The organism is Kocuria cellulosilytica, assembly GCF_040981245.1.
GTDB lineage: Bacteria > Actinomycetota > Actinomycetes > Actinomycetales > Micrococcaceae > Kocuria > Kocuria cellulosilytica.
The window spans coordinates 1-23036 of sequence record NZ_JAVFWZ010000001.1 but is presented as its reverse complement, the minus strand read 5'-3'; the positions used below and the strand labels follow the sequence as shown (position 1 = coordinate 23036).

Genomic DNA, 23036 nt, shown 5'->3' with positions numbered 1-23036 from the left:
TCGTCGTTCCCGCATGCCGTGCCCCGGGGCCGGTCCGCCGGCTGCCCGGTGGCACCGGCAGCACGCACCAGCACCGCATCACGAGCAGAGGAGTTCCCCATGGAGTACACCCGACTCGGCAGTTCCGGCCTGTACGTCTCCCGGCTGGCTCTCGGCACCATCCCCTTCGGCTCCGGCGGAGGCTTCGAGAAGATCGCGGGGCTCGGCCCGGACGAGGCGAAGCGGCAGATCGACGAGGCCCTGGACCGCGGCGTGAACTTCATCGACACCGCCAACCTGTACTCGGCCGGGGACGCCGAGCGGGTCCTGGGCGAAGTGCTCGGGGACAAGCGGGACGACGTGGTCCTCACCTCCAAGGCCCGCACCCCCACCGGGGACGGCCCCAACGACGGCGGCGCGAGCCGGATCCACGTGACCCGGGCCGTCGAGGACAGCCTCCGGCGGCTGCGGACCGACCACCTCGACCTGCTCTACCTGCACCAGTGGGACGGGCAGACCCCGATCACCGAGACCATCGCCACCGCCGACGAGCTGATCCGGGCCGGGAAGATCCGGTACTGGGGCGTCTCCAACTACAACGGCTGGCAGCTGGCCAAGACGGTCTACGAGGCGCGGCTGGCCGGGCTCGAGGCCCCGGTGGCGCACCAGGCCTACTACACCCCGGAGGCCCGGGAGATCGAGTACGAGATCGTCCCGGCCGCCCGCGACCTCGGGCTCGCGACCTTCGGCTGGAGCCCGCTGGGGGAGGGGCTGCTCAACGGGAAGGTCCGCCGCGGGACCGAGACCCCGTCCGACACCCGCCAGGGCACCGGCTGGCCGGAGCCCCACGTGGTGGACCGGGACCGCGCCTACGGCCTGATCGAGCTCTTCGACGAGATCGCCGGGGAGCTGGGCTGGACGATCCCCCAGGTGGTGATCTCCTGGATCCTGGACCGGCCGGGCATCGACGGGACCGTGATCGCCGCCCGCCGGTTCGAGCACCTGCAGGAGGACCTCGACGCCGCCGAGCTCACGCTGCCGCAGGAGGCCCGGGACCGGATCACGTCCGCGTCCCAGCTGCCCGCCTACTACCCGCTGTGGCACCGGCTGCTCAACGGCCAGGACCGCCCCGAGCCCGCGGAGGCGGAGTTCTACGCCGAGCAGCGCGGCCACGTCCTCGGGGAGGACCGCGCCGAGGGGTAGGGGTCAGCCGATGAGCATGCCCGCGATCGCGGCGCTCATGAGGTTGGCGAGCGTCCCGCCGAGCACGGCCCGCAGGCCGAGCTGGGCGATGTCCCGGCGGCGGCTCGGGGCGATGCCGCCGAGCCCGCCGAGGAGGATCGCCAGGGACCCGAAGTTCGCGAACCCGGTCAGGGCGAACGTCACGATGGCCTGGGTCTTCGCCGAGTAGTCCTCGATCTGCGGGGCGAAGCCGGCGAACGCGACGAACTCGTTGAGCACCAGCTTCTGCCCGAGGAAGCTGCCGGCGTCGAGCGCCTCGGCCCAGGGCACCCCGACGGCGAACATCACCGGCGCGAAGACGTAGCCGAAGAGCTGCTCGAGGGTGAGGTCGCCCAGCCCGAACAGACCGCCGATCGAGCCGAGGATGACGTTGATGAGCGCGATGAGCGAGATGAAGGCGATGAGCATCGCGCCGACGTTGAGGGCCAGGCTCAGGCCGTCGGAGGCGCCGCGGGCGGCGGCGTCGATGACGTTGGCCGGCGGCTCGTCCTCCTCGACGGGGTCGCCGGCCGCGTCCGTGGCGGACACCCCCTCCGGGTCGGCGGACCGGGCGACGTCACCGGGCCGGGCGGTGTCGCCCTCGCTCCGCCCCGCGGCCTGGGCGTCCTGCCGCCGGGCGATCTCGAGCGCGGCGTGCGAGGTCGCCCCGCGCCGGGCGCCCCGGGCCAGCCACCGCCGCGCGCCGCCGCGCTCCTCCCGCGCCGGCTCGCCCCGCGCCGGGCCGTCGGTGTCCTCGGCGGTGCCCGCGCCGGTGCGGTCGGTGCTGTCGGCAGCGCCCGAGCCGGTGCCGTCGTCGGTGCCCGCCGGTCCGCCGGCAGCGCCCGGGACCCGCGCGGCGCCGGCCGCCGGCGCCTCCGCCCGTGTTCCTCCCCGCGCCTCCTCCAGAGCCCCGGCGGGGACGAGGAGCTTGGCCATGAGCAGCGCGGCCGGGGCCGCCATGAACGAGGCCGCGATGAGGTACTCGAGCGGCGCCCCGAGCAGGGAGTAGCCCACGAGCACCGAGCCGGCCACGGTCGCCAGCCCGCCGCACATCACGGCGAAGAGCTCGGAGCGCGTCATTCCGGCCACGTAGGGCCGGATGACCAGCGGCGCCTCGGTCTGCCCCACGAAGATGTTGGCGGCCGCGTTCATCGACTCCGGGGTCGTGGTGCCGAGGAGCTTCGCCAGCCCGCCGCCGATGATCTTCACGACCCACTGCAGGATGCCCAGGTAGTACAGCACCGAGGTCAGGGCCGCGAAGAACACGATGACCGGCAGCACCTGGAAGGCGAAGACCGCCCCCTCCTCGGGCAGGATCGGGCCGAAGAGGAAGTCGATGCCGGCGGCGGAGGAGTCGATGACGGCCTGGACCGCCTGGGTGATGGTCTGGAGCACGGCGCGGCCGGCCGGGACGTAGAGCACCAGCACGCCGAAGGTCACCTGCAGGGCCAGCGCCAGGGCGACGGTCCGGATCCGGATCCTGCGGCGGTCCACCGAGAACAGGACCGCGATGGCGAGGAGCGCGACCATCCCGCCGATGCCCCACAGCACGTCCAGCATGTGAATTGTCCTTCCGTCGGGCGTGCCCAGGATGCCGGCGACGACGTCGGTGCGGGCTCCGCCTCGTGCTGACGGCGACGCCGGCGTGGTACGGGGTACTCTAACCGCAGCGCTGCGCGGTCCCCTGTTTCTTTTTTCCGGGACTGCGTCGACTGTCTCGACCGACTCGGAGGGTGCGAGCGATGGCCGATCCGGAAGCCCGGCCCTTCTACCTCGACTGCGACACCGGCATCGACGACGCCCTCGCCCTGACCTACCTGGTGGCCACGCCCTCGGTGGACCTGCGGGGCATCGGCACCGTCAGCGGCAACACCGACGCCGTGACCGCCGCCCGCAACACCCTGGACCTGCTGGCCCTGCTGGACCGCCCCGGCACACCGGTCGCGATCGGCGCCCAGCACCCCCTCGCCGGCCGGTCCGGCGGAGGAGCCCCGGAGGTGCACGGCACCCGCGGCATCGGGGACGTGCAGCTGCCGAGGGCGTCCGCCGCACCGGTGGCCGAACCGGCGGAGGCGATGCTCATCCGGCTCGCCCACGAGCACCCGGGCGAGCTCCACGTGCTGGCCACCGGCCCGCTGACCAATCTCGCCCGGGCCCTCCGGCAGGAGCCCGCCCTGCCCGAGCTGGTCGCCGGCGTCACCGTCATGGGCGGCGCCGCCCTGGCCCCCGGCAACCGGACGCCGGTGGCCGAGGCCAACATCCTGCACGACCCCGAAGCGGCCGCCGAGGTGCTCGCCGCCCCGTGGGAGGTGACCCTGGTGCCGCTGGACGTCACCATGGAGCACCCCCTGGACGAGGACCAGCGGCAGCAGATCGCGGCCGTCGACCATCCGGTGATGCCCGCGCTCGCCGCGATGCTCGAGCACTACGCCGGCTTCTACACCGAGGTCTTCGGCCGCCCGGTCTCCGCCCTGCACGACCCGCTGGCCGCGGCGGTGGCGGCCGGCACCGTCCGGACCGGCCTCGCCCCGACGGTCCGGGTCGAGGTCGACACGACGGACGGCCCCGGGCGCGGCCAGACGATCTGCGACCTGCGCGGCCGCTACGCCGGTCACCCCGTTGCGGCCGGCGCCCGGTGCCGGGTGGTGCTCGAGCTGGCCGAGGACTTCGCACCGCACCTCCTGGCCGCGTTCCGCCGGCTCGGCGCGTCCGCACCGGCGGAGACTGCGCCGCCGGAGCCCGAGCCGCCGGCGCTCACCGTGGTGGGCAGCATCAACATCGACCTGACGGCGGTGTGCGAGCGGCTGCCGGCCCCGGGAGAAACGGTCGGCGGCGCGGCCCTGCAGCGGGAGCCGGGCGGCAAGGGCGCCAACCAGGCGGTGGCCGCGGCCCGGCTGGCCGGCCACGCCCGGATGATCGGCGCCGTCGGCGAGGACCCGGACGGCAGCGCCGTCCTGCGCAGCATGGCGGCCGCCGGGGTCGACACCACCGGAGTCGCCCGGGTGGCGGCGCCGACCGGCACCGCCCTCATCGCCGTGGACCGGGACGGGGAGAACCAGATCGTGGTCTGTGCCGGCGCCAACGCCGAGGTGTCCCTCGAGGGCGTGACCTTCGCGCCGGAGGAGGCGGTGCTCTGCCAGCTGGAGATCGAGCTCGACACCGTGCGCGAGACCGCCCAGCGGACCCCGGGCTTCTTCGCCCTGAACGCCGCCCCGGCCCTGCCCCTCCCGGCGGAGCTGGTGGACCGGTGCGACCTGATCATCGTCAACGAGACCGAGTACGCCCTCATCCCCGAGCTGGCCGAGGCGAAGCTCGTGGCGGTGACCTACGGCGCCGAGGGTTCGGCCATCCTCGAGCGCGGGCGGCAGGTCGCGTCCGCCCCCGCGGAGCAGGTCGCCGTGGTCAGCACGGTCGGCGCCGGGGACGCATTCTGCGCCGCGCTGGTGCTGGCCCTCGTCTCCGGGGCCGACCACACGACGGCGCTCCGGGCCGCCAATGCGGTGGGCGCCCACGCCGCGGGCGACCCCTCCTCGCAGCCGGAGCTCTTCCCGCTGGCGCACTACCTGCCGACCCCGGACGACGCCGGCCGACCGCCCGCGGCCGGGAAAGCACCTGGCGCCGACCGGGCCCGACCTCCGGCGGCGCCGTCCGCCCCAGGGGAAGGGCTGTCGGCCGGCGGCTCAGAGAGCTCTCCCGTGCCACCCGGCGCCGGGAACTAGCCTGGGCCCATGACCTCGAACCCTCCGCGGCGACCGGCCCCCTGGCAGTCCCCGGGACCGGCCGGACACGGTCCCCCGGGCCCCGGCCGCCCCGTCCCGTACCCGGGTTCCCCGCGCGGCCCCGTTCCGCCCGCGGACGGCCCGACGACGCCGCCGCTCACCCACGCGGAGTTCTACCGCACGCCGCGGAACCGCTGGTGGAAGGGCCTGCTCAGCATCCTGTCCGTCGTCGCGGCGATCGCCGTGTTCTCGATCGTGCTGTCCTTCGCCGGTGTCGCGATCGACCTCCTGCTGGGCAGCACCACCACCGAGGAGCTGGCCGGCGGCCGGATCACCCTCACCCCGGCGCTGCTGCTGGCCACCAACCTGTCCCTGATCGCCTCGGCCGCCGTCGCGGTGCTCCTGCACCGGTACCTGCACCGGCAGCCGGTGGGCACCCTCCACTCGGTGGCCGGGCGGCTCCGGTGGGACTGGCTGGGGCGGGCGTCCGCCGTCGTCGTCCCGCTGTTCGTGGCCTACGTGGTGGTCATCGTCCTCCTGGAGTCACCGGGGCCGGTCGTCCTGGACGCGAGCACCTGGGCCTTCCTCGCGATCGTCCTGCTGACCACCCCGCTGCAGGCGGCGTCCGAGGAGTACATGTTCCGCGGCGTGATCCAGCGCGCCGCCGGCTCGTGGGTTCCCGGGGCCGTGCCGTCCTTCGTGCTGGGCACCCTGGTGAGCGCGGTGCTGTTCGCCCTCGCCCACTTCGCCACGGACGGGTGGCTCATCGCCTACTACGTGGTCTTCGGGATCGCGATGTCGCTGCTGACCCAGGCCACCGGCGGGCTCGAGGCGGCCGCGCTCGTGCACGCGGCGAACAACGTGCTGCTGTTCCTGGTCTCCACGTTCACCGGGCAGATGAGCGAGGGCATGGACCGCTCGGCCGGGGTGGGCGGCCCGTTCATGCTGGCGCCGATGGTCGTCGTCGTGGCCGTCGCGGCGGTCCTGATCGCCCTCGGCCGGCGGGCGGGGCTGCAGCACCGGGCCGTGCCGCCGCCGGACGCCTGAAGCTGACTGCCTGAGGCCGGGCTCGTGGTCCGGTCCGCGCCGCGGCCCGGGTCACGGACAGCGCTCCCGCCCGGCGGGGCGCCCGGTCACAGCCGGCCGCTGTTGATCCGCCGGAGGCGCCGGGTCAGGAAGAAGCCGTCCAGCAGGGACCAGAGGCCGAGCCCGCCGAGCGTGAGCGTCATGGCGAGGCCCTTCTTCCAGTCCCCGAGGTAGTAGCGGTGCAGGCCCAGCCAGCCGAAGAACATCCACAGCAGCCAGGCGTCGGTCGGGTTCCGGTGACCGCGCTGCCTGCGGGAACTGCCCGCCCTCGCACGGGGCGCACCGATGACGGCGGTGTCACGGATCACCTCGGGTCCTCGTTCCGGTGGTCGGTGGGCAGCTCCTGGCCGGGGCACGCGGACAGGACGCCGGCCATGGCCGCCTTCTCCGCAGCCGTCACCTGCAGCCCGTACTCGGCCTTCACCGCGATCTGGGTGGCCACGTACTCGCAGCGGAAGGACTCCTCGGGCGGGAGCCACTCGTCGGCCGGGGAGTCGGACTTCGAGGCGTTGACGGTGCCGGCCACGGCCAGCAGGTTCAGCGGGTCGTTGTAGAGCGCCGCCCGCTCGGCCTGGGAGAGGTCGCGCGCTCCGGTGGCCCACGCGTTGCCGGCGGCCACCACGTGGTCGATCTGCACGTCCGAGGACGTGGTGACCCCGCGGGTGAAGCGGACCAGCTCGCCGGTGTAGGGGTCGTCCAGCGTCCCCGAGGCCACCGTGCAGCCGTCCTCGGTCGTCATGCCGGTCAGGTCCCGGGCGAGGATCTCGTCGCGGGTGCTCGCGCAGTCGCCGTCGGCGTCGATCCAGTCGCCGAACCGGGCGGAGCGGTCGTAGCCGGCCATGGAGCCGGGGCCGGCCACCTCCAGGCTGTGGAGGGCCACCAGGGCTTCCGAGGCCGGACCCCAGCCGTCGGTGGGCTCCGGCGAAGCGGTGACCCCGGTGACCTCGGTGCCCGCGGTCCCGGAGGGGGATGGAGAGGGCGCCGGGGTGGCGGCGACGGCCTCGGGCGGCAGCGGGGACGACTCGGCGACCAGGGCGGTCGGTGCCGCCGTGACGGCGACGGCGAGGACTGCGGCCACCATGGTCAGGTGCGCCGGCACGGCCAGGAGCCACCGGCCGGTCCGGAAGCCGGGGTGGGCGGTGAAGGCGGTGCGCCCCGGATCAGAGGAGGGCTGACGGGCGGGGTTCATGCTGCTCCTGGGGAACGAGAAGGGTCCGGGGCATCCCGGTCGGCGCGGGTCCTGGGGGCCGGTCCGGGCGCCGCCGGCGCCGGGGCCATCCGGTGGTCCGCGCGGCTCACCGGCCGAGGTCCTCGGCCGCGGCGTCCCAGGCGGCGTGCGCGTCCCGGGTCTTCGTGGGGCGGTAGGTGCTGCGCAGCCGGTCGAACGCGGCGTTGCGCTGCTGGGCCAGGAAGGCCGCGGCGCCCTCGGTGGCGGCGTCCTGGCGGACCCGGTCCCGGGCGTCCGTGATGGTCCCCATGATCCGCTCCGCGGCCTCGGTGCCGCCCTGGAGGTAGGCGTCGCGGACCTCCCGGTCCTGGTGGTAGAGGTACTGCTCGCTCGTCTGGCCCCGGGCGGAGTCGAACGGGCTGTCGGCCAGGTCGGAGACCATGGCCGCCATCCAGTCCAGACGGGCGTCGGCCTTCTGGCGCCAGGCGGGCGTCACGGCCAGCGGCCGGACGGCCCAGACGTCCGCGCCGTGCTCGCGGAACCGGTCGACGCTCCAGTCCGCCCGCGGCACCACGGCCAGCGCCCTGGGCAGGGAGGCGAGCTCGCTGACCGCCGTGTGGGCGGTCCTGGGCCGGAGGTGCCACTGGAGCCAGGCGGTGCGCATGTCCTCCGCGCCGGCTCGCCGGGCCGCCACCACGGCCCTGTGCTCGGCCCGCGGCGACGGGGTGTGCTCCGAGCCGGTGAACATCGTCCGCACCGAGGTCGTCACGGCGCTGCCCAGCACGTAGACGAGCCGCAGGCCCAGCACGATGAGGCCCAGGACGGCGAAGAACACGCCCACGGGCTGGACGAGAGGCAGGAGCTCCAGGAGGAGCTCGGGCAGCGAGGCGGTGGTGGTCAAGACAGATCCCCCGAAAGAATGCAGTTGCTTAAGCAAGCATGCTAGCCGCACTCCTCCGGACACGGTCTCGGGCGCTGTCACAGAACGCACAGATCGAGCAACGAGGCAGTCGCCGTCCGGGCTCCGCCCGGACAGGGCGAAGGCCCGCGGTCCGACCGGTGCCCGGCATCGGGCACGGCGGTCGGCTCGCGGGCCGTCGCGGAGAAGTCCTCGGGGGGCTGCCGGGCTCTCGGGTGAGCGGTCAGCGCACGGCCTTGTTGCGCCCGGCCACGCCCTCGGCCACGCCGATCAGCAGCACCGCGGCGACGACGGCCACGATGAAGCCCAGGATGTTCAGCTCGAAGATGTCCCCGGTGCCCAGGGCGCTGGCGATGACACCGCCGATCACCGAACCGGCCAGGCCGAGCAGCAGCGTGGCGATCAGGCTGAGGTTCTGCTTGCCGGGCTTGATCAGGCGGGCGAGGGCGCCGATGACGAGGCCGGCAACGATGAATCCGATCATGAGTGATGTCTCTTCTCTGTCGTGGTTCCCGATGGGGACGGGAGGGGATCTCGGGACGATGTCGCCCATCGATCCTACGTATGATCAGCCGACTGTCGAAACGGCCCTCGAGGGCCTCGTCCGAGCCCGGCCTCCCGCGCACGTCCTCGATCGCCGGCCGACCGGGCGGTAGCGTGAGCGTCGTTCCACCCGTGCACCGATACCGGAGGTCGTCGTGAAGATTCGTGGAGCCGTCCTGGAGACCATGGAGGCCTCCGCCCCGTACGCCGAGTCGCAGCCGCTGCGCGTCGAGGAGCTCGAGCTCGGCGAGCCCGGGCCCACCGAGCTGCGGGTGCGGATCACGGCCGCCGGGGTGTGCCACTCCGACCTCTCCGTGGTCAACGGCAACCGGCCGCGGCCCCTGCCGATGCTGCTGGGGCACGAGGCGGCCGGCGTCGTCGAGCACGTGGGCGCCGAGGTGACCGACCTGGAGGTCGGTCAGCACGTGGTGATGGCGTTCCTGCCGCGCTGCGGCGAGTGCGCGGCGTGCAAGACGGAGGGGCTGCTGCCGTGCACGGTCGGCTCGAAGGCCAACGCCTCCGGCACCCTCATCGAGGGCTCGATGCACCTGCGCTCCGAGGCCCGCGGCAATGTCTACCACCACCTGGGGGTCTCCGGGTTCGCCACGCACGCCGTGGTGGACCGGCGCTCCGTGGTGACGGTGGGCGAGGACGTCCCGGCCCCCATCGCGGCCGTGATGGGCTGCGCGGTGCTCACCGGGGGAGGGGCCGTGATCAACGCGGCGCAGGCCACCCCCGACGACGTCGTGGCCGTGGTCGGCCTCGGCGGCGTGGGACTCGCCGCGGTGCTGGTCGCCAAGGCCGTGGGCTGCCGCCGCGTGATCGCCGTGGACGCGCTGCCGGAGAAGCTGGGCATGGCCCAGGAGTTCGGCGCGGACGAGGCGCTCACCCCGGACGAGCTCGTGGCGCTCGAGGACAAGCCCCGCGTGGTGATCGAGGCGGCGGGTCATCCCCGGGCGTTCGAGACCGCGTTCAACGCCACCGCCGTGGGCGGGGTGACCGTCACCGTGGGCCTGCCCGCGCCCGGGGCGATGTCCCAGATCGAGCCGCTGAAGATCACCGCCGAGGCCCGCCAGATCATCGGCAGCTACCTCGGCTCCGCCGTGCCGGCGGTGGACATCCCCAAGTACGAGCAGATGTGGCGGGACGGCGTGCTGCCCCTGGAGAAGCTGATCACCTCCCACATCACGCTGGACCAGATCAACGAGGCGATGGATGAACTGGACGCGGGGCGGGCGGTGCGGCAGGTGATCGAGTTCTAAGTCCCGCCGTCCGCGGCTCTAACTGAGAGGCGCTACCGTGCTCGCGGCCGAGAACACCGGGGACGGCATCGGACGGCGCAATTTCCAAATAATCGACATGGGTTTGGACCCTTCGTGCGATACATAATCGACAGGGCCCAAGAACACGTACGGCGAGGTGCCGGCCTCCTGCGTCGGGGACTCACGGACAAACAGCATGATGTGGCTGTTCCGTATGGTGTGGTGCTGATAACGCTGTCCCGCTGTGGATTCCGGAGTCGTTTGGTTCTGCGACTCCCAGTGGAAAAGCGTCTCCGAGATCGCGTAGTCCTTGTACATAGTGTTGGGCGAGAAGTCTTTCTCCGACTTGTGGAGCGTGACGAGAAGCGCCTCGCAGCGTGAGGACGGAATCCAGGACACACCTTCGCGCACCGTGCCGGGGGTGCGCTGTCCTTCTTCTCCCATGCCTAGACCGGCAAGAAGTTCCTCCCGTGTGTAGTGGGCATGGGTCTGCAAGGGAATGTCGGCGTAGCCCTGTTCCAGCGGCCGCGGCAAATTGCGTGCACTGTCGGCGGTGACGTCGATGAGCTGCGTCAGCTCGTTCCGCAGGATGGCGTGTGACCGGAGGAGCTGGAGACCGCTCTCCAAATCGCCCGGCCCGCCGCTCTTCGGACCCTGCGGCCAGAAGGAGTAGTAAAGCATGCGCGCTATTCGCTGCTCTCTGAGCGGCAGAGACAACACCGGCGGGGCATCCGGGCGAAGCAGATTTTCGTAGCACCGTAGACGGGCGGGGTCATCCACGTTCAGAAACGCCTTGGCGCGCTGTAGCAAAACGAGGACCTCCGTCTCCTGATCCTCGGCGGGCCACAGAACATCGGGGACCAGTCCACCGGCACGACGCAAGGTGTTCCAGGTCGTCGGCCGACCGTCAAACTTGTTCCGTCGGTAGATGTCCGATGCTTCTGAGAGGGAGTCCGTCAGGTACTGACGCAGGGTGTACGCCTCGGGCGACGACTGCTGCGCCGCCAAATCTCTAATCTCGTCGACCACTTGCCGGGTCGTCAGGCGAAGTTGACGCTTCACGTTGTTGAGCACCACGGACTGGGCGACAGTATCGAAGACGATCTGCGTTCCAGAGGGGAGGAAGGAAAAGCCCTCCTCCAGGTCCTTGGCCAGGCGCGTCCGGTTCGATCCCGTCACGGCACGGTATTTCAGGTCGAACCGGAACTCTCGGTGCTGGAATCCGATGAAATCCAGAACGGTTAGTACGGGTTTATCGGGAGCTAGCCGCAGACCGCGCCCCAGTTGTTGCAGAAACAGCGTGGAGGACTGCGTCGGCCGGAGCATGAGAATGGTGTCGACCTGCGGAATATCGAGGCCTTCGTTGAACAGATCGACGGCAAAGACGGCACGCAGTTCTCCGAGCTGCAGCGCCTTGAGGGCAGTCCGCCGCTCGTCGCTGGAACTCTCCCCGGACAGTGCCGCAGACGGCAGCCCGGCCGCCGTGAACTTCCGTGCCATATATTCCGCATGTTTGACGGAGACGCAGAAGCCAATGGCTTTCATGCGGTGCGGATCGAGCACCTTGTCGTTGAGAGCCTGCAACACCTTGGCCGTGCGTGCGTCATTACCCGTGTAGACGGCATCCAGTTCTTTGTCCTCATACCGACCCCGCCGGAACTGAAGTGAGGACAGGTCGACGCCATCTGAGACACCGAAATAGTGGAACGGCGTCAGCAACTGCTGATCGAGGGCATCCCACAGGCGCAGTTCGCTCGCAATGCGGCCTCCAAAGAACTTCTCTGCGACGTTGACGCCGTCGCCGCGCTCCGGAGTGGCGGTGAGACCGAGGAGTTCCTGAGGCTGAAAGTGCTCAATGATCTTGCGGTAGGTCGGAGCATCGGCATGGTGGAACTCGTCGATGACTACCACGTCAAACAACTCAGGGGCGAAGCGGTCCAGGCTCTTGGCGTTAAGAGATTGAATCGACGCAAAAACGTGTTTGCCTCTGACTGGCTGATAGCCGTCGACCATGAGCTCACCGAAGGCGCCGTCACGCAGAACTGTGGCATAGGTCTGGCGTGCCTGCTCGAGAATTTCTCGGCGGTGGGCCACAAAAAGCAGTGATAGCTCACCAGGGGTACCGGCCTGCAGCCTGCGATAGTCCAAAGCCGCGAGGATGGTTTTTCCAGTGCCCGTCGCGGCGACCACGAGATTCCGGTGGCGGTCGTGAATAACACGCTCGGCCTCCAGCTCCTGGAGCATTTGAGCTTGGTAGGGATAGGGCTGGACATCTAGGTGCGCAATGGAGACCTCCGAAGACACCCGTCCGCCTCCTTCGGCGAGCGCCCTCGCCAGGCGCTCGCCGTCATCATCCGGGTTGTAGGACTCAAAGCTCTCGGATGCCCAGTAGCTCTCGAAGGTCGCCTCGAACTTATGGAGGAGCGCCGGCGTCGCGACGGAGGACAGGCGCACGTTCCACTCGAGGCCGTCGAGCATGGCGGCGTGCGACAGGTTCGAACTACCGACATAGGCCGTGCTGAAGCCGGTCTTGCGGTGAAACATCCACGCCTTTGCGTGCAGTCGCGTATTGCGGGTCTCGTAGCTAACTCGAACTTCCGCGCCGTACTTGCGCGCCAGTGCGTTGATCGCCTTGGCATCACTGGCACCCATGTAGACGGTGGTCAAAACGCGGAACGGAATGTCCCGGTCCTTCAGTGACTGGAGCTCCTTGTCCATGACGTGCAAGCCGGACCATTTGACGAAAGCAATGAGAAGATCCACACGATCGGCGCTTTCAAGCTCCTTGGCGATCTCACGCCCTACCTGCGGCTCATGCGGTGTATTGGTCAGCAGAGCTGCGTCAGATAGCGGAGTTGCTGGCTTTCGTACCGCAGCACCGGTCGCCGGCGCGATCGACATGAGTTGTCGTGGACCTTCGCTGATGCGCGCTGGATCCTGCATTTCGTCGTTAAGGGCCGCCAGGATGCGATTGGCTTCGTGCACACGTGTGGCAGCGGGTGTGGACGCTAAGTGGAACAGAATGCGGTCGCGGAGATAGCGCGCGAGAACGTGAGGGGTGTCGGCCGGGTCCACGGTATCCAGAGCGGCACGGCCGTCCGGCAACTCCGTAAGTTCCTTCGCCAACGCTGAGTCTTCGAGGAGCTCATACAAGCCAGGGGAAAGACGGACGGCGTTGGCATTGTGCGATTGACCCATAGGGGCAGCTTAGGGTTGCCGACATCACGGAACGGTGAGTGCCGTGTCAGTGCACATGACGCGTCGCGCCGAGGATTGGGACAGCCTGCTGGGATGTAGGGCCCGAAGCTTCGGCAGGGTAGGTGAGGATGTGGGAGCCCTATAAAGCAGCACCGGCATGTGCGCAGAAGTATCAGTCTGCGCCGAATTAATCGGCTAGTGGCCCGCGTCACACCTCCGTAGCGTTGAGGACATCGCGCACCGGCTGCCCGCTCTTCTGCTCGCCAGGTGCTTTCCACTTGGTGTCCACGAAGGAGTACCCGCATGTTCGGCATGCCCCGCCGCCTGCTCTTCGGCTATCTCGCCCTCGCCATTTTTATGACCGGTGATGGTTTTGAGCTCACGTTCCTGTCCCGCTTCCTCGTCGAGAACGGCTTCACGCCCACCCAGGCCGGCCTCGTATTCACGGTCTACGGCCTGGTGGTCGCCATCTCGGCCTGGACCACCGGCGTGCTCGCCGAGGTCGTGGGCGCCAAGCGCCTCATGGTCCTCGGCGGCGTCCTCTGGATGGTGCTGCACGTCCTCTTCCTCACCGTGGGCCTGGAGAGCGTGCTCGGCACCATCCTCATCTACAGCCTGCGCGGGGTCGCCTATCCGCTGTTCATGTACTCCTTCGTGGTGCTCATCGCGCAGTCGGTGCACCCCAGCCGCCTGGCCTCGGCCATGGGCTGGTTCTGGGCGTCCTTCTCGCTGGGCATCGGGGTGATGGGCGCCTACGTGCCCAGCCTCCTGGTCCCGGTCATCGGCGAGTACGCCACCCTGTGGGCGTCCCTGCCCTTCGTGGCGGCCGGCACCTTGATGTGCGCCTTGCTGGTTCCCGGCGCCCCACCGGAGAACGACCTCTCGCAGAAGCTGCACGGCGCGGAGCGCACCCGCGAGCTGCTGCGCGGGGTGACCATCCTGGTGGAGAACCGGCAGATCGCCCTCTCCGTGGTCATTCGCGTGCTGTGCAACCTCACCCTCTACGCGTTCCCGATGATGATGCCGCTGTACCTGACCACCGGTGAGATCGGCGGTGCGTCCTGGTTCACCCTGCCCGAGTGGATGATGCTCTGGGCGATCATGAACACCATCACCATCGGCGCCAACATCGTCTGGGGCCGGCTCGGGGACCGCTACGGCTGGATGCGGCAGATGCGCTGGTTCGGCTTCGGCGGCATGGCCCTCGCGGTCCTGGCCTTCGCCTACGTCCCGGTGTGGTTCGGCCCCAGCTTCCCGGCGATGGTCGGGGCCGCCGTGCTCTTTGCCCTGTCCGTCACCGCGTTCGTCCCGATGGGCGCGATCTTCCCGGCCCTGGCCCCCGAGCACCGCGGCGCGGCGATCTCCGCCCACAACCTCGCCTCCGGGCTGACCACGTTCCTCGGCCCCGGCATCGCCACCCTGCTGCTGCCCGTCCTCGGCCCGGTCGGGGTGTGCTGGGTCTTCGCCGCGCTGATGCTCCTCGGCACCGTCACCACCTTCTTCATCCACCCGCCCCAGCCCGGCATCACCACCGAGACCGGCCGGGTGCTCCCGCGCCGCGATCGCCTCGCCGTCGCCGCCTGAAAGGACCTGAGATCATGAACCCCACCACGCTCACCGCCACCCCGACCGTCATTGACGCCACCGAAGCAGCCCAGGAGAGCACCATGGACGCCGTCGTCCTCGAACGCCAGCACCAGATCCAGGTCCGGCCCGTCCCCGGTCTGCGCCCGGTAGGGCCCGGTGAGGTGCGCATCGGCGTGCACACCGTGGGCATCTGCGGCAGCGACGTCCACTACTTCACGCACGGTCGGATCGGGCCCTACGTCGTCGAGCATCCGATGGTTCTCGGGCACGAGGCCTCCGGCACGGTCCTGGAGGTGGGCGAGGGCGTGGAGCACCTGGCCGTGGGGGACCGGGTCTGCATGGAGCCGGGCATCCCCAATCCGCGCTCGCGGGCCGCGCGGCTGGGCATGTACAACGTGGACCCGGACGTGCAGTTCTGGGCCACGCCCCCGGTGGACGGCTGCCTGCAGCCGGAGATCATCCACCCCGCCGACTTCACCTACAGGCTGCCCGAGCAGCTCTCGCTGGAGGAGGGCGCCCTGATCGAGCCCTTCGCCGTGGCGGTGCACGCGGTGACCAAGGCCGGCCTGGCGCCGGGCGACGTCGCGGTCGTGGTGGGCGCCGGCACCATCGGCGTGCTCACCGCCATCGCGGCCGCCGCGAGCGGGGCGTCCCGGGTGTACATCTCGGACGTGGCGCCGGAGAAGTTCGCCAAGATCGAGGACTGTCCCACGATCCACCCCGTGGACGTCTCCCGCCAGGACCTGGGCGAGGCGGTGCGGGAGGCCACCGGCGGCTGGGGCGCGGACGTGGTCTTCGAGGCCAGTGGCAGCCCGCACGTCTTCGGCAACCTGTGGAAGCTCCCCGCGCCCGGCGGGACCGTGGTCCTGGTGGGCATCCCCGTGGACCCGGTGCCGCTGGACGTCGCCGCGGCCCAGGCCCGGGAGCTGCGGCTCGAGACCGTGTTCCGGTACGCCAACTCCTACCAGCGGGCCATCGAGCTCGCCGCGTCACCCGCGGTGGACCTCGCGGCGCTGATCAGCGCCACCTATCCGTTCGCCGACGCCGTGGCCGCGTTCGAGCGCGGCGCCGAGGGCCGGCCCACCGACACCAAGATCCAGATCCGCGTGGCCGGAGCCTGAGCATGGACGCCACCGCACGGAGCACGACGCCGGAGGACGTCACCTCCCCGGTCCGGGAGCTCGTCATCCCGGATCCGCAGAGCTCCGTGCGATGGCACCAGCACGACTGGCCCCATCCGCTGGCCCGCTGGCACTACCACCCCGAGGTGGAGGTGCACCTGATCCGGGAGTCCTCCGGGACGGTGATGGCCGGGGACTGGGCCGGGCCCTTCGGCCCCGGCCACCTGAGCATCATGGGCTCCTTCCTGCCGCACAACTGGATCTCCCACCGCGACGACGATGAGGTGGTCCGGAACCGGGACGCCGTGCTCCAGTTCGACCAGGACCGGTTCTTCGCCGCCGCCGGGACTCTGCCGGAGCTCGAGGTCCTGCGCCCGCTGCTGGAGGCCGCGGTCCGGGGCATCGAGTTCACCGGCCGCACCGCCGTCCAGGGGGCGGCGGCGATGGAGGCGGTCAACGGGACGTTCGGTCTCCGCCGGCTGGCGGCCGTGGCCGAGCTGCTGGGCCTCCTCGCCGAGTCCCCGGAGTCCGAGCGGCGCTATCTGGACAGTCGCGGCGGCACCTACCGCCTGGACGCGTCTGAGGCCGAGGTCTTCAACCGGGCGCTGAGCTACATCACCGAGCACCTGGACGGCCGGATGCTGGTGCCGGAGGTCGCCGAGGCCGTGGGCCTGAGCCGGGACGCGTTTTCGAGGCTCTTCGCCAAGGCCACCGGCGTGGGCTTCAACCGCACCGTCACCCGGATGCGGCTCACCGAGGCCTGCCGGCTGCTGCGCGGCACCGACCTGCCGGTCTCGGACATCTGCTACCGGGTGGGCTTCACCAACCTCTCCAACTTCAACCGGCACTTCCGGGCCACCACGGGCACCACGCCGTCCCGCTACCGGCGGATCGACCAGCTCTGAGGGCGACCGTCCGGAGCGGCTCGGGAGGGCGTGCTTCAGAGCGCCTGCAACAGAACCAGCACGGCGCCCAGCGCGGAGGCGCCGAGGCCCACCCGCCGGACGATGCGCCGGTTGATCCGCGCGTTGACCGCTCCGGACACCGCGAAGCCCAGGACCATGGCCGGCAGGAGAGCAGCCGCGAAGAGCACGGTCCGGCGGTCGATCGACCCCACCACGGTCAGCGCCACGAGGGCCATCACGGCGCCGACCAGGAAGAAGGCGCTCATGGTGCCGCGCATCCGGGCGCGCGAGGACCCGTGCCACACGAGCGCCATGGGCGGGCCGCCGATGGACGTGGCCGTCCCCAGCAGACCGGAGGCCGCCCCGGCGACGACGACGGCCGCGGGCCGGGGCCGCGGCCGCCAGCCGCACACGCTGAGCAGCACGGCCAGCAGCACGGTGCTCGCCAGGACGAGGGACAGCGTCCGGGCGGACAGGGCGGCCACCAGCAGGGCTCCCGCCACGGTGCCGGGGATCTGCCCCGCCACGGCCCAGCCCGCGTCCTTGACGTCCACGGCGGCGCGGTCCCGCAGCACGCCGAGCGCGGTGAGCCCGGTGACCACCAGGAGGAGGGAACCGGGCAGCAGGGTGGGATCGAACAGGGCGATCACGGGAGCGGAGAGCAGGGCCACGCCGAAGCCGATCGCGCCCTGCAGGCAGGACGCGATGCTCACCACGAGCGCGACGACGGCGAGCTCCAGGCCGGTCATGACGCACCTCCCGGTCGCGAGCAGGGGACGGGTGCATTGTTCCACCTCCGGAGGCCGCCCGGAGATCGTGCGCCCGGCGGAGGTGGCGCACGTCGTGCCGGTCCTCGTCCGGATCACCTGAGGGCCGACTGTTCCCTCACCTGCGCCGCACCGATAGCCTCGAGATGGGCGGTGCCGCTCCAGGACCGCCCGTCTTGGTGACCGGCCGGTGACGGCACGGTCACTCGAAATCTGGGAGGCCAGCATGACTGATGCACAGCAGGATCCGAACCAGCAGGAAGGTCCCGCCGACGGCGGAGCCTTCGGCTCTCCGGGTGTCTCCGACGGTGGCGCGGACGGTGGCGCGGACAGCGGCGCCGAGGGCCCGGCCGACGGTGGAGCGGCCGGCACCCCGGGCGTCCACGACGGCGGTGCCGATGGCGGCGCTGACGGCGGGGCCGACGGCGGTGCCGAGGGTCCGGCCGACGGTGGGGCCAGTGGCACTCCGGGCGTGCAGGACGGCGGTGCCGACGGCGGTGCCGAGGGTCCGGCCGACGGCGGAGCCGCCGGCACCCCGGGTGTGCAGGACGGTGGGGCCGACGGTGGCGCCGAGGGCCCGGCCGACGGTGGGGCCAGCGGCACCCCGGGCGTGCAGGACGGCGGCGCTGACGGCGGTGCCGATGGCGGCGCTGACGGCGGCGCCGACGGAGAAGCCGGAGCACGAGGCCTCTGAGAGTGGACGCCGTCCGCACTGACGGGCAGGACCCCGGCGCCCCTCGTGGCGCCGGGGTCCTGGAGACCCGCCTGATCGACATCGGCCGCGAGCGCTTCGCCCGTGACGTCTGGGGCCGGGCCCCGTTGCTCACCCGCCGGGCGGACGGCTTCGCCGACCTGTTCTCCGCCGACGCCGTCGACGAGCTGATCTCGCGCCGCGGGCTGCGCACGCCCTTCCTGCGCGTGGCCAAGGACGGGTCGACGTTCCCCGACTCGTCCTTCACCTCGCCCGCCGGGGTCGGCGCCACCGTTCCCGATCAGCTCGACGACACCGCACTGTGGCGCCGGTTCGCCGACGGCGCCACGCTGGTGCTGCAGGCCCTGCACCGCACGTGGGAGCCGGTCGGGGACCTCACCGCCGCGCTGAGCAGCGAGCTCGGCCATCCGGTGCAGGCCAACGCCTACATCACCCCGCCGCAGAACCGCGGGTTCGACGACCACTACGACGTCCACGACGTCTTCGTCCTGCAGATCGAGGGGACGAAGCGCTGGGTCCTGCACGAGCCGGTGCACCCGGATCCGCTGCGGGACCAGCCCTGGACCGACCACCGCTCCGCCGTGGCCGAGGCCGCGGGAGGCGAGGCGCACCTCGACGTCGTGCTCGAGCCCGGCGACGCCCTCTACCTGCCGCGCGGCTGGCTGCACGCCGCCCAGGCCCAGGGGGCGGTCTCCGTCCACCTCACGCTCGGGATCCACACCTGGACCCGTCACGGCCTGGCCGAGCAGCTCGCCCAGGAGGCGCTGGCACTGCTGGCCGAGGACCCCGAGATGCGCCGGTCGCTGCCCCTGGGCGTCGACGGACCGGACGGGGAGCTCGATGCCGTCCGGGAGCGCCTGGTCGCCGCGCTCGCCGAGGCCGATCCCGCCCCCCGGTTCCACCGCACCCGGCGAGGACAGGGGCGCCCGGCGCCACTGGGGCCGCTGGCCCAGCTCGCGGCGGTCCAGGGCCTGGGACCCGGGTCCCCCGTCCGGCTGCGCGGTGCCCTGGAGGCACGGCTGGAGGGCCCGCGCCTGAGCACGCGAGTGGGGTGGCTCGACTTCCCGGAGGTCGATCTGCACTCCGTCTCGTGCCTGCTCGACGGCGAGGTCCACACCGCCGGCGAGCTCGGCGTCGAGCTCGCCGAACGACTGCTGCGGGCGGGGGTTGTTGTTCCCTGTGACCAGTGACACCGCCACCGTGAATGCCACGTGCCGCTTCTGGTGCGCCGACGGAGCCCGAGGGCGCGGCGACCCGATGGCGGGCACCGCGCCGCGCGGCGTGGTCTGGGTCCTCATCGAGTACCGAGGCGCGTGGCCCGTCAACGGGTTCGACGGCTTGGATCTGGAGCCCGAGGCCAAGGCCCTCGTGTTCTCCGCCGCGCAGGCGGCGAAGGCCCGGATCCTCCTGATCCGGCGCCACGGCCGCCGCAGCCGTGAGGGTCCCAGCCGGTGGGCTGTGCTGCGCCACGACAACTCCGGCGCCTGCCATCAGCGATGGGGAACGTGGCGCCGCGACGAGGATCTCGCGGAGATCGCCACGGCCCTCGGCGTCCCCGGTGAGATCGGCCACCCACCGGTCCTCCTGGTCTGCGCCCACGGTCAGCACGATCCCTGCTGTGCTGTGCGCGGACGGCCCGTGGGGCGTGCCCTGAGCGAGCGCTGGCCGGAGCTGGTCTGGGAGTGCTCGCACGTCGGCGGTGACCGGTTCGCCGCCAACGTCGTCGTCGTCCCCGACGGCGTCTACTACGGAGGGCTCGACGCGGAGTCCTCCGTGACCACGGTCGAGGAGCACCTCGCCGACCGGGTCTCCGGGGAGCACCTGCGCGGGTACACCGACCTCTTCCCGCCGCAGCAGGCCGCCGTCGCCGCCGCGCTCGAACGCTTCGGCCCAGCCGGCCGCCACGACTACACGGTCACCGAGTCGTTGAACGACGGCGACCGCTGGCGGATCCGTCTCACCGGCCGCCCGCCCCGGCCGGACTGCATCGACGTCGAACTGCAGGCCCGATCCGCCCCGCCCCACCAGCTGACCTGCCACGGACCGGCGACGAGCTCGGCCAGGGTCTACGAGCTCACCGCGATCCGCGAGGTCTGACGGACGGGGCGAGCGAGGGCATGGCACTCTGCCCGTGCCCGTGCCCGTGCCCGTGCCCGTGCCGGTACCCGTGGGCGAGGGCGATGGCGATGCGGACCGCGGTGGCGTGGGACGTCCCCGGTGACCGGCCTTCACCCGGCGGTGCCACCGCGCTAGGCTCGAACTCCCACCCCCGGCGACCGTTCCCGCTGATCCGCCCAGGCTCGCACCGGTGGAGCGGCCGGCACGTCGTCACCCCTGTGGCCCCGCCCATGTCAGGAGATCCCGATGGCCCCCGAGTCCTTCAACGACCTGCTCACCCGCCAGGTGGGCCACGAGTTCGCCGCCTCCCACCAGTACATCGCCGTGGCGGTCTGGTTCGACAGCCAGGACCTTCCCCAGCTGGCCCGGCACTTCTACCGGCAGTCCCTGGAGGAGCGCAACCACGCCATGATGATCGTCCAGTACATTCTGGACCGGGACCTGCCCCTGACCATCCCGGGGGTCGGGGAGGTGCGCAACGACTTCGCCGACGTCCGTGAGCCCCTGGCCCTGGCGCTGTCCCAGGAGCAGGAGGTCACCGAGCAGATCAAGGCGCTGTTCGCCGCCGCCCGGGCCGAGGGGGACGCGCTGGGGGAGCAGTTCATGCTCTGGTTCCTGAAGGAGCAGGTCGAGGAGGTCGCCTCCATGACCACCCTGGTGAACGTCGCGCGCCGGGCCGAGAACCTCTTCGACCTCGAGAACTTCGTGGCCCGGGAGCACGTCGGCGACGGCGGGCACGGCCACGGCTCGGGCGCCCCGGAGGCCGCCGGCGGGGCCGTCTGAGCCGGCAGCAGCCCCCGCGCCCTGATTCCCGGGCTCTCTTGCTCTCCTGCCCTCCCGCTCTCCCTCGCTGATTCCTCCGCCGAACCCCCACGCCCCACTCGCCCGATGCGGCGAGTCCCCAGTCCTGTCGCGTTTCCCCATGATCGAACCTGGGGATGCGCGACAGGACTGGGGACTCGACGGAAAGGTCGCCCGGTCTCTGGGGACTCGGCGGGAGTGCTGGCCCGGAGCCTGGGGGCTCGGCGGAAAGGCCGCCCGGTGTCTGGGGGCTCGGCGGGAGTGCGGGTCAGTCGGTGGCGCGGGTGAGGTCGGCGTCCTCGTAGCGGACCATCCTCGAGCCCGTCACCAGGCGGTGGCCCAGCCACAGGGCCAGGAACAGGGGCAGGCCGATGTAGGCCGACAGGGCCGCGAGGAGGTCGATGTCCCCGATGACGGCCTGGTAGTTCTGCCCCAAGATGACCACGGCGCACAGGGCCAGGGCGATCATCGGGCCGAGCGGGAAGAACTTCGCGCGGTACGGGAGGTCGGCGAGGTCCTTGCCCTGGGCGGTGTAGGCCTTGCGGAAGCGGTAGTGGCTCCAGGCGATGCCCATCCACACGATGAACCCGGCCAGCCCCGAGGCGCTGACCAGCCACACGTAGGCCGCGCCGTCGCCGATCAGGGTGGTGAGGAAGCAGGCGGCCCCCACCACGGTGGTGGCCAGCAGGGCGTTCATGGGCACGCCGCGACGGTTGACCTTCGCCAGGAACCTCGGCGCCTTGCCGCCCTCGGCCAGCGCCCACAGCATGCGGGTGGAGGCGTAGAGCCCGGAGTTGCCGGCCGAGAGGATCGCGGTGAGGATCACCGCGTTCATCACCGAGGCCGCCGCCAGCACCCCGGCGTTCTCGAAGACCAGGGTGAACGGGGAGATCGAGATGTCCTCCACGCCGCTGCCCAGCAGGTAGGGGCTGGTGTAGGGAATGAGGAACCCCACGATGGTGATGGCCCCGACGTAGAAGAGCAGGATCCGCACGAACACGGTGCGGATGGCCCGGGGCACGTTCTTCTCCGGGTTCTCGGCCTCACCGGCGGCCACGCCGACGAGCTCGGTGCCCTGGAAGGAGAAGCCGGCCACCATGAAGATCGCGAGGATCCCGGCCCCGCCCCCGACGAACGGGGCGTCCCCGGTGGTCCAGTTGCTGAAGCCGGGGGAGGAGTCGCCGAGGATGCCCACGATCATGAGCACGCCCAGGACGAGGAAGATCACGATGGTGGCGACCTTGATGAGGGAGAACCAGAACTCGCTCTCGCCGTAGGCCCGGGTGGACAGGGCGTTGAGGCCGAAGAGGATCGCCAGGAACAGCGCCGACCAGATCCAGGACGGCACGTCGGGCAGCCAGTAGCGCATGATCAGGGCTGCGGCGACGAGCTCGGCGGCCACGGTGATCGCCCAGTTGTACCAGTAGTTCCAGCCGATGGCGAAGCCGAAGGAGGGGCTCACGAAGCGGGTGGAGTACTCCTCGAACGCGCCGGAGACCGGCAGGTAGGTGGCCATCTCGCCCAGGGACTGCATCAGCAGGAAGACCATGAAACCGATGGCCACGTAGGCCAGCAGCGCCCCGCCGGGGCCGGCGGTGGCGATGGTGTTGCCCGAGGCCACGAACAGGCCGGTGCCGATGGCCCCGCCCATCGCGATCATGGTCAGGTGGCGGGGCTTGAGGCTGCGGCGCAGCCGTGCGTGCGTCTCTGCGGGAGTCGGTGCTCCCGGTCTGTTCGGGGCGGTCGTCTGGGGCGGTGCGATGGTGTCCACGGGAACCTTTCCTCGGAGGTGGCGGGTCTGCACGCCGGGGGGAGGCCGGGGCGGTGTCCGACCGCCCCGGCCCGGGTCAGTCGTTGATGTAGAGCAGGCGCTTGTTGACGAACTCGTCCATGCCGAGCGGGCCGAGCTCGCGGCCGTAGCCGGAGCGCT

The 23036-nt window shown here is 71.3% G+C and carries 18 protein-coding genes and 2 pseudogenes; 12 read left to right on the top strand and 8 right to left on the bottom strand.

Annotated elements, in window-relative coordinates:
- The first annotated feature begins 99 nt into the window (after positions 1-99).
- Positions 100-1182, top strand: a complete 1083-nt coding sequence (locus tag RCG67_RS00100) for an aldo/keto reductase (protein WP_058875106.1) — start codon at positions 100-102, stop codon at positions 1180-1182.
- 3 nt (positions 1183-1185) lie between these two features.
- On the opposite strand, the gene RCG67_RS00095 is transcribed toward RCG67_RS00100, so the two are convergent.
- Complete coding sequence (locus tag RCG67_RS00095) at positions 1186-2760, bottom strand: nucleoside transporter C-terminal domain-containing protein (protein ID WP_368824276.1); 1575 nt, start codon at positions 2758-2760, stop codon at positions 1186-1188.
- Positions 2761-2942: 182 nt separating this feature from the next.
- On the opposite strand from RCG67_RS00095, the pseudogene RCG67_RS00090 reads away from it, so the two are divergent.
- The 3 genes and pseudogenes from RCG67_RS00090 to RCG67_RS00080 form a co-directional block, all read left to right on the top strand.
- Positions 2943-3836, top strand: a pseudogene (locus RCG67_RS00090) (nucleoside hydrolase); the annotation flags it as partial.
- Positions 3837-3959: 123 nt separating this feature from the next.
- Positions 3960-4766 (top strand): annotated as a pseudogene (locus RCG67_RS00085) (ribokinase); the annotation flags it as partial.
- A gap of 162 nt (positions 4767-4928) precedes the next feature.
- Complete coding sequence (locus tag RCG67_RS00080) at positions 4929-5966, top strand: CPBP family intramembrane glutamic endopeptidase (RefSeq protein ID WP_368824275.1); 1038 nt, start codon at positions 4929-4931, stop codon at positions 5964-5966.
- A gap of 86 nt (positions 5967-6052) precedes the next feature.
- On the opposite strand, the gene RCG67_RS00075 is transcribed toward RCG67_RS00080, so the two are convergent.
- The 4 genes from RCG67_RS00075 to RCG67_RS00060 form a co-directional block, all read right to left on the bottom strand.
- Positions 6053-6313: an NINE protein gene (locus tag RCG67_RS00075; RefSeq protein ID WP_368824274.1), complete on the bottom strand. Its 261-nt coding sequence runs from the start codon at positions 6311-6313 to the stop codon at positions 6053-6055.
- Complete coding sequence (locus tag RCG67_RS00070; RefSeq protein ID WP_368824273.1) at positions 6310-7194, bottom strand: HNH endonuclease family protein; 885 nt, start codon at positions 7192-7194, stop codon at positions 6310-6312. Before RCG67_RS00070 ends, RCG67_RS00075 begins: the two co-directional genes overlap by 4 nt.
- A 106-nt stretch (positions 7195-7300) precedes the next feature.
- Positions 7301-8074: a hypothetical protein gene (locus tag RCG67_RS00065; RefSeq protein ID WP_368824272.1), complete on the bottom strand. Its 774-nt coding sequence runs from the start codon at positions 8072-8074 to the stop codon at positions 7301-7303.
- 241 nt (positions 8075-8315) lie between these two features.
- Positions 8316-8576, bottom strand: a complete 261-nt coding sequence (locus RCG67_RS00060; protein WP_115163219.1) for a GlsB/YeaQ/YmgE family stress response membrane protein — start codon at positions 8574-8576, stop codon at positions 8316-8318.
- Positions 8577-8790: 214 nt separating this feature from the next.
- Here RCG67_RS00060 and RCG67_RS00055 point away from each other — a divergent pair, with 214 nt between their 5' ends.
- Positions 8791-9897, top strand: a complete 1107-nt coding sequence (locus tag RCG67_RS00055; protein WP_368824271.1) for a zinc-binding dehydrogenase — start codon at positions 8791-8793, stop codon at positions 9895-9897.
- An 18-nt stretch (positions 9898-9915) separates the two neighbouring features.
- On the opposite strand, the gene RCG67_RS00050 is transcribed toward RCG67_RS00055, so the two are convergent.
- Positions 9916-13095 (bottom strand): DEAD/DEAH box helicase, encoded by a 3180-nt coding sequence (locus tag RCG67_RS00050; RefSeq protein ID WP_368824270.1) that lies wholly within the window; start codon positions 13093-13095, stop codon positions 9916-9918.
- 303 nt (positions 13096-13398) lie between these two features.
- On the opposite strand from RCG67_RS00050, the gene RCG67_RS00045 reads away from it, so the two are divergent.
- The 3 genes from RCG67_RS00045 to RCG67_RS00035 are packed head-to-tail and all read left to right on the top strand — an operon-like array spanning position 13399 to position 16708.
- Entirely contained in the window at positions 13399-14679 is a 1281-nt protein-coding gene (locus RCG67_RS00045) for an MFS transporter (protein WP_368824269.1), read from the top strand.
- Between the two features lie 14 nt (positions 14680-14693).
- The gene (locus tag RCG67_RS00040) at positions 14694-15803 is read left to right on the top strand and encodes an NAD(P)-dependent alcohol dehydrogenase (protein ID WP_368824268.1); all 1110 of its coding nucleotides are present in this window, start codon (positions 14694-14696) and stop codon (positions 15801-15803) included.
- Between the two features lie 2 nt (positions 15804-15805).
- Entirely contained in the window at positions 15806-16708 is a 903-nt protein-coding gene (locus RCG67_RS00035) for an AraC family transcriptional regulator (RefSeq protein ID WP_368824267.1), read from the top strand.
- Between the two features lie 35 nt (positions 16709-16743).
- Here RCG67_RS00035 and RCG67_RS00030 read toward each other — a convergent pair whose 3' ends face one another.
- Complete coding sequence (locus tag RCG67_RS00030) at positions 16744-17457, bottom strand: sulfite exporter TauE/SafE family protein (RefSeq protein ID WP_368824266.1); 714 nt, start codon at positions 17455-17457, stop codon at positions 16744-16746.
- Positions 17458-17701: 244 nt separating this feature from the next.
- Between RCG67_RS00030 and RCG67_RS00025 the strand changes: the two genes are divergently transcribed.
- The 4 genes from RCG67_RS00025 to RCG67_RS00010 all read left to right on the top strand — a co-directional run bounded on the left by RCG67_RS00025 (position 17702) and on the right by RCG67_RS00010 (position 21088).
- Positions 17702-18169 (top strand): BatC protein, encoded by a 468-nt coding sequence (locus RCG67_RS00025; RefSeq protein WP_368824265.1) that lies wholly within the window; start codon positions 17702-17704, stop codon positions 18167-18169.
- A gap of 2 nt (positions 18170-18171) precedes the next feature.
- Complete coding sequence (locus RCG67_RS00020) at positions 18172-19377, top strand: cupin domain-containing protein (protein WP_368824264.1); 1206 nt, start codon at positions 18172-18174, stop codon at positions 19375-19377.
- 67 nt (positions 19378-19444) lie between these two features.
- Positions 19445-20284, top strand: coding sequence for a ferredoxin family protein (locus tag RCG67_RS00015; RefSeq protein WP_368824705.1), 840 nt, complete (start codon positions 19445-19447; stop codon positions 20282-20284).
- Between the two features lie 267 nt (positions 20285-20551).
- Positions 20552-21088, top strand: coding sequence for a ferritin (locus tag RCG67_RS00010; protein ID WP_368824263.1), 537 nt, complete (start codon positions 20552-20554; stop codon positions 21086-21088).
- Between the two features lie 286 nt (positions 21089-21374).
- Here the strand turns inward: RCG67_RS00010 and RCG67_RS00005 are convergent, their stop codons facing one another.
- Positions 21375-22877: an amino acid permease gene (locus RCG67_RS00005; protein ID WP_438612623.1), complete on the bottom strand. Its 1503-nt coding sequence runs from the start codon at positions 22875-22877 to the stop codon at positions 21375-21377.
- Positions 22878-23036: the final 159 nt, after the last annotated feature.